At 35.1% G+C, this 6,756-nt stretch carries 9 protein-coding genes; 5 read left to right on the top strand and 4 right to left on the bottom strand.

All coding sequences use genetic code 11. The features are described 5' to 3' along the window. Nucleotides 1-224 (top strand): HAD family hydrolase (locus tag AC1DVK_RS18055; RefSeq protein WP_477627063.1); only part of this gene is annotated, 224 nt, incomplete at its 5' end. A 68-nt stretch (nt 225-292) separates the two neighbouring features. Then, on the top strand, nt 293-1,579 hold the full coding sequence (locus AC1DVK_RS18050) for an MFS transporter (protein ID WP_289337660.1): 1,287 nt from the start codon (nt 293-295) through the stop codon (nt 1,577-1,579). Nucleotides 1,580-1,661: 82 nt separating this feature from the next. Here the strand turns inward: AC1DVK_RS18050 and AC1DVK_RS18045 are convergent, their stop codons facing one another. Continuing rightward, the gene (locus AC1DVK_RS18045) at nt 1,662-1,910 is read right to left on the bottom strand and encodes a hypothetical protein (RefSeq protein WP_477627062.1); all 249 of its coding nucleotides are present in this window, start codon (nt 1,908-1,910) and stop codon (nt 1,662-1,664) included. A gap of 220 nt (nt 1,911-2,130) precedes the next feature. Here AC1DVK_RS18045 and AC1DVK_RS18040 point away from each other — a divergent pair, with 220 nt between their 5' ends. Beyond that, nucleotides 2,131-2,511: a RidA family protein gene (locus tag AC1DVK_RS18040; RefSeq protein ID WP_284470989.1), complete on the top strand. Its 381-nt coding sequence runs from the start codon at nt 2,131-2,133 to the stop codon at nt 2,509-2,511. A gap of 183 nt (nt 2,512-2,694) precedes the next feature. Beyond that, on the top strand, nt 2,695-3,645 hold the full coding sequence (locus AC1DVK_RS18035) for a sugar phosphate isomerase/epimerase family protein (protein WP_289337659.1): 951 nt from the start codon (nt 2,695-2,697) through the stop codon (nt 3,643-3,645). A gap of 465 nt (nt 3,646-4,110) precedes the next feature. Here the strand turns inward: AC1DVK_RS18035 and AC1DVK_RS18030 are convergent, their stop codons facing one another. The 3 genes from AC1DVK_RS18030 to AC1DVK_RS18020 all read right to left on the bottom strand — a co-directional run bounded on the left by AC1DVK_RS18030 (nt 4,111) and on the right by AC1DVK_RS18020 (nt 6,081). After that, the gene (locus AC1DVK_RS18030) at nt 4,111-4,737 is read right to left on the bottom strand and encodes an FMN-dependent NADH-azoreductase (protein ID WP_284470987.1); all 627 of its coding nucleotides are present in this window, start codon (nt 4,735-4,737) and stop codon (nt 4,111-4,113) included. 71 nt (nt 4,738-4,808) lie between these two features. Next, on the bottom strand, nt 4,809-5,393 hold the full coding sequence (locus AC1DVK_RS18025; RefSeq protein WP_477627061.1) for a DUF3238 domain-containing protein: 585 nt from the start codon (nt 5,391-5,393) through the stop codon (nt 4,809-4,811). A gap of 106 nt (nt 5,394-5,499) precedes the next feature. After that, on the bottom strand, nt 5,500-6,081 hold the full coding sequence (locus tag AC1DVK_RS18020) for a DUF3238 domain-containing protein (protein ID WP_410864150.1): 582 nt from the start codon (nt 6,079-6,081) through the stop codon (nt 5,500-5,502). Nucleotides 6,082-6,211: 130 nt separating this feature from the next. Here AC1DVK_RS18020 and AC1DVK_RS18015 point away from each other — a divergent pair, with 130 nt between their 5' ends. Next, a complete protein-coding gene (locus AC1DVK_RS18015; RefSeq protein ID WP_289320509.1) occupies nt 6,212-6,685 on the top strand; it encodes a MarR family winged helix-turn-helix transcriptional regulator in 474 nt (157 codons plus the stop codon). The last annotated feature ends 71 nt before the right edge of the window (nt 6,686-6,756 follow it).

Here is a 6,756-nt window from a genome sequence, read left to right as displayed (position 1 = left end):
CCTTAGATCAGGCTATGGCAATCGGGGACAGCAACAATGATTTATCCATGTTCCAGAAAGTTGGATACAGCGTAGCGATGGGAAATGCGAAAGATGCCATAAAAGCTGTTTGTACAACGACAACCATGAAAAATGATGAGAATGGGGTAGCTTATGCGATTTATCGATATATGGAGAACTTCGAGGTTCAAAATAAGTGTCAATGCCGAAGGAGAGAGCGATAAAATGGCATGGATATATATCATAATGGCAGGACTTTTGGAAATCGTCTGTTTATGAGGGGGGATTGTTTATGGCAGTAGCAAAGAAGCAGGTCAAAAAATGGTTTACCTTATGTATCTTAATTTTGGGAGGAGGAACAATATTTAAATTATCATCCTTAAAAGATGCTTTTTACATTCCGATGCAAAAATATTTTCATCTTTCACATACCCAAATAGGTTTGGCATTATCTGTATATGCTATTGTGCAAATGTTTGGTTATGTAGTCTCCATTTATATCACTGATAGATTTACTAAAAGGAAGTTAATTCCGATTGGATTGATTGGGGTAGGTGCAACTGGGATTTATTTATCTACTATACCAAGTTATTATGGAATTTTAGCTTCTTGGGGAGTAATGGCTTTATTTACAGAGATTACTTTTTGGCCAGTATTGATAAAAACCGTTAAATTGCTTGGAGACTCCGACGAACAAGGCAGGATGTTTGGATTCCTTGAAGCTGGCCGTGGTGTTGTAGATACAATCGTTGCATTCTCTGCTCTAGGTATATTTATTTGGTTAGGATCTGAGTCATTAGGTTTCAGAGCCGCAATTTTATTCTTTGCCTTGATTACAATTATTGTTGGTATTATTAGTTATTTCTTTATAGAGGACGATATTATTGAAACGTTTGATAAGGGTGGAGAAGAAATTAGTAAAAATAAAGTAGCTTTGAAAGGTGCGATTCAAGCAATTAAAACTCCCAAATTGTGGTTTTCCTCATTTACAATATTTTGCGTATATACGGTTTACGCAGGTTTAACTTACTTTATTCCGTTCTTGGAAGAAATTTATGGAATGCCGGTAGCGTTATTAGGTGCATATGGGATTATAAACCAATACGGATTAAAAATGATAGGCGGTCCCATCGGTGGATTCTTAGTTGATAAAAAATTTAAATCAGCGACAAAATACCTTAGATTTACATTTCTCTTATCCATTATTGCAATGATAATTTTTATTATGCTTCCACATGACAAAATGAATATTTATATAGGAATAATTGCGACACTTGGCTTCGGAACGATTGTATTTACTCAACGGGCTGTGTTTTTTGCCCCATTAGATGAAATTGATATTCCAAAAGAAATAAGCGGTGCTGCCGTATCAGTAGCTTGTTTAGTTGGTTATGCTCCTTCAATTTTCGCCTTTGCCATGTATGGTAATATTCTGGATCACAATCCTGGAATTACTGGATATAGATATGTATTTTTGATTATGATTGCATTTGCAGCTATAGGTTTTATTATAAGTAACTATTCAGTTAAAATTTTAAAAAAGAAAAAACAAACTAACCGATATTTGGAAGATAATTAAATGAATGTTTAATTTTTTAKCAATATATAAATTGGCTTAAATTTGGGTAACAAATGAAAATTGGATTAGAAACAGAAAGCTTTCACTTGCAGTTTATTATAGGTTGAAGGAATATTTTCGATTTTATCAGAAGGCTGTTTTCACATACTTTGTTGCTATTTACCAGGTAGTGAGTTGTGGTTGATTTCCCCTCCAGATGCTCGCTTTCCTTGGTGCGGGCGGTGAGCCTCCTCGGCGTAAACGCCTGTGGGGTCTCACCTGTCCCGCTGCTCCCGCAGGAGTCTCGCACTTCCGCTCCAATCAACCTTAAATAGTTTCGTTTTAAAAACAACAATCTTTACGAAAAGAGCCTATCAGAAAAAACAGCTAATCATTTAAGATGTAAAAACCGTATTTCAATCAAAAACTGATTGATCCTTTAACAACATACTATCCAAGTGATGATCTTTTAGAACAAATGTTATTGGCCCAAGATAATGAAATTAAAGAATCTGTACAAACGGTCAAAAAGTTACGAGAAAAATATTGTAGATAAAAAGGAGATTTTTATTATGAAAGAAGCAGTTTTAACAAATAATGCGCCACAACCTATTGGACCATATTCCCAAGCGGTATTATCAAAAGGGATTCTCTATATTTCGGGGCAACTCCCTTTAAATCCTAATACTAATAAATTAGCTATAGGCATTGAAGACCAAGCAAGACAATGTTTAGAAAATTTAAAGCACATTTTAATAGAAAAAGGTCTAGAAATGAATTCAGTTTTGAAAACAACTATATTTGTGACTGATTTATCAGATTTTCAAACTGTAAATGAAATTTATGCGGAATATTTTTCGAAGCCTTTTCCAGCTAGGAGTACCATTCAGGTAGCAGAATTACCTATGAGTGCAATGATTGAAATTGAATTGATGGCCGAGGTAAAAAGGTGACCAATTATTCTTTTTTGGAGAGAATGTGTTCTGTCGTTTAGTTGCTGGTTCTTCCCTTATTTAAGAGAAATTTCGTAAGCAAAGTCGTTAAGCAGAAATTAATTCAAATAAAAATAGAAGTCGAACAAAATTTAGTTTAATTTCTTTCTCTGCACAATAAATTAACATAAAGGTGGGTAAAACATGAAAATTGGATTAGAGACAGAAAGCTTTCACTTGCAGTTTATTACAGGTCGAATGGATATTTTCGGTTTTATCAGAAAAACAGCCGAATTGGGATTAGATGGAGTCATGATCAATATTGTTCCATGGCCAGGGTTGCCAGGAATTGGTACATTAGAATCATTTGAACCGGAATACTTAGACAAGGTGAAAAAAGAAATTCAAAAGTATGGATTTTTCGCTGAAATCGATACAAATGGAACCGATCCGAAACATCTAACCGAGGTCATTGAGGCCGCGCATAGAATTGGAGCGGATGTCATTCGTACGTATACCTGCATGGGAGAATATGATCCAGGCAGATTGAGAAGAGCTCCCGAAGATATTAAACAAATTGTACCATTATTAAAGAAATATAGAATCAAGCTTGCTGTTGAAAATCACGAGGAAGAGTTAACGGATGAAGTGATTCAAATCATAAAGGAAGTCAACAGCCCTTGGGTTGGTGCTCATTGTGATTTCGGGAATGCAATGATGGCATGGGAGGACCCGATTGAAGCTGTAAGAAAATTAGCACCATATGCCTTTACAACTCATTTTAAGGATCATATTATCGTCCATGATGGCGAAGATTACAGGGTATGTGGCGTACCTGCTGGGACTGGTAATATCGATTTGGAAGAATGTTTTAAAATATTGATTGAGAATTCAATGTTGACTAGAATCAACGTTGAAATGTGCTTCCCGTATGCCATCCATTTTAAGAGAGAGCCTGGTACAGGCGGAGTCTTTGCAGTAGGCGAAGGAGCATTTAAGGTGGAACAACCTCCTTATGATTTAAATGTAATTAAACCATTGGATTACTATTATCCGCCAACAGAACTTCTAGAACAAATGATTGAGGATCAAGAAAAAGGTGCAGAGCAATCGGTTAGATATGCACTTGCATTAAGGGATAAATACTGCCGCTAAACAAAAAACAGGGAGAGGTTCTTTCGTGAATAATCTCCCTGTTTTTTATTTTGCAGAGGGTGCTAGGGTGCGTGAGTTTAACAATAGGGTTGTTACACAACACTTTCTTATGGAACTAAAGCGGCTGGTTAGTTCAAGAGTGAGTTTTGATTTTTGTTCAACAATTGGGCCAGATTGTGGAAGATCATTTTAAAAGAAAATTCGATATTTGTCTGTGAGATTTTGAAGAATTGTACTAAGCTAAAGGACAGAATAGTTGAAGAAATCAAGTTTATATATATTTTGTCCATCAACGTTCCATTGTAATGTAATCCTTCTTTCTATCTTTTTATAAGATTTAAATAGAAATATTACATCAATTGGGTTCTAACTCCCCCAAAAGTAGCAAGATGAGCGAATAAAAAAACAGTACCACCGCTATAAAAGTGGTGGTACTGCTATATTGAGTGACAAGTGTTTTATTAATTAGAACGTACTTGCTACTTTAACAGCTTTTTCAAGCCCTGCAGCAATAATTTCTTCTGCTTTATCAGGGAATTGATTGTGACCCTCAATCACTACTTTCTCTGTATTTTTTACACCGAAGAAGCTCATCATACTTGCTACATATTTAACAGCCATTTCTACTTCAGCTTTTGGTCCTTCAGAATATACACCGCCACTTGCGTTTAATAATGCAATTTTCTTATCTCCAATCAGACCTACTGGACCTTCTGGTGTATATTTAAATGTTTTGCCTGCGCGGTTTAAATAATCAATATATGTGTGTAGTACAGCCGGAATTGTTAAGTTCCATAATGGGAATCCAAACACAACTTTATCAGCTGCAAGGAATTGTTCTAAATATTTATCAGCAACAGTTACTGCTTTTGTTTCTTCTGCTGTTAAACCAAGTCCTCTACTAGCTTTAAATGTACCGTTAATCATATCTACTCCTACATATGGCAATTCTTCCTTGTATAAATCAAGTTCTACCACTGTATCATTTGGATGTGATTCTTTATAACTTGCTAAAAAAGCCTCATATAATTTCACACTCACCGCTTGGTTTGCGGGGCGATTGTTTGCTTTTACAAATAAAACTGTTGTCATTCTCTTTTCCTCCAATTGGTCACTCTTTTGTTGTTATATATTTATTCACTTAAAAAGGAATCATATTGTCTTTACAATATCTTTTTAAAATAATACTCCATGTCTCCGCCTAGAGCTTCAGCTGTATCACCAGTTTCTCTGAAGTCATGTGTATGAATCTTTTCAAACGGACCAAAGTTTACTTGCTTATAAAATTCATAACAAGGGAATCCGTCATGTGCACCTTGAATATCGATAGTACCATCTTTTTTGACATGTACAGTTAATAGATAATCAACGGGAGGTGCATATATATTTAATGGGTTGCTAGCACTAGCACTCATTTGAAATTTGACGTCATCTGACCTCCATACAACATCAGTGCACAAAATGCCTTCCGTTCTAGCTTTTCCTGTTTTTTTATTAACGGAACCATCAGGAGTTGTGATTCTTTCTGTTGTTATGCCCGTATTCGCATATGTGAAAATTTCTTTTTTATAAAAATCAATGATCACTTCTTGTTCCACTCTAGAACGCATAGCGTTTACCGCATATGGTGTAAATTCACGTGCATCACCTTCAAATTGAATAATGTTTCCTGTTTGAGTATCCTTCTTAGGTTCAGTCCAAGACATTGGAATAAATACACTTGCTCTAACTTTAACGATATTAGTCATGAGGCACACCTCTGTAATTCCTGATTTATTTTGGGTAATAATAATATTGACCCATTGAGCAAAACAGATCACAAGTTCCTTCGTTTGATCAATTGCTTTTCTATATCTAGATTGTCGTTTTAAAACTGTATTCCATTTCCCCAGCTAGTGCTGCCGGAGTGTCACCAGTTTTTCTGAAATCATGTGTATATATTAATTCAAATGGACCGAAATCTGTTTGTTTATAAAATTCATAGCAGGGGAACCCATCATGGGAACCTTCAATATACGCAACACGATTTTTGTTAACATGTATAGTTAATAAATAATCAGCCGCAGGTGCTGCTGCATTTAAAGGATTACTTGCACTTGCCCTCATTTCAAAAGAAACTTCATCAGAGCCCCACACAACATTAGTACATACAATATTTTCTGTACTTGTTTTTCCTTTTTTATAATCAATAGAACCATTTGGATTTGTAACTTTTACAGTTACGATACAAGCATTTACATATGTGAAAATTTCTTTTTTGTAAAAATCTACAACTACTTCTTGCTCTAATCTTGACCGCATAGTGTTTACAGTGTTTGGTGAAAATTCACGTGCATCACCAGTGTATTCGAATATCTTTTCTGTTGCAGGATCTTTAATAGGTTCCAACCAAGCATATGGTGCAAATACACTTCCTCTAATTTTAACGATAGCCATGAGCACCCTCCAAAATGTATTAATTTTTTTATAATTGAATTATAGTCAATTTGATTGACTACATTGCGTATAGTACAATGGATTTTAAATAAAGTCAATCTAGTTGACTTTATTCAAGGAGGTTTTATGTATGAATCATGAAATATTTAGTGAGTTGGACCTTACATCACTTTTATCATTATCCTTTAGTACATCAATTACTGAATTACATGACAGATTGAGTGAATTGGGATTTGGAGATATTAGACCTGTACATGGGTTTATGTTTAAATGTATCACTCCCAATGGTGCAACAGGTATAGAACTAGCCGAATATTTAGGAATTACAAAGCAAGCTGTGAGTAAAATGGTGGATTATCTTGAGAAAAGTGGCTATGTAATGCGCAAAGCTCATCCCACTGATAAGAGAGGGAAAATTATTGTTTTGACTGAACGAGGTTGGTTAGTTGTGAAAGCAAAAGAGAGGATACTAACTGAAATTGAGCAACGTTGGATTGAAAAGATAGGTGCTGATCGCCTGCAAATGCTCAAAGAAGATTTAACAAAATTAGTTTATGAAGAAAATGAAGATAAACTATCATCGAGGTTAAAACCTGTCTGGTAATTATAGAGTTTATAAAGGGAACTTATAATCGTGCTTAAATTCGTACTAACAGTACACATTCCTGTAATGAT

It is taken from the genome of Peribacillus sp. P4_B1 (assembly GCF_056402395.1).
The sequence above is the reverse complement of the archived record's forward strand: the minus strand, read 5'-3'. Positions and strand labels throughout refer to the sequence as shown.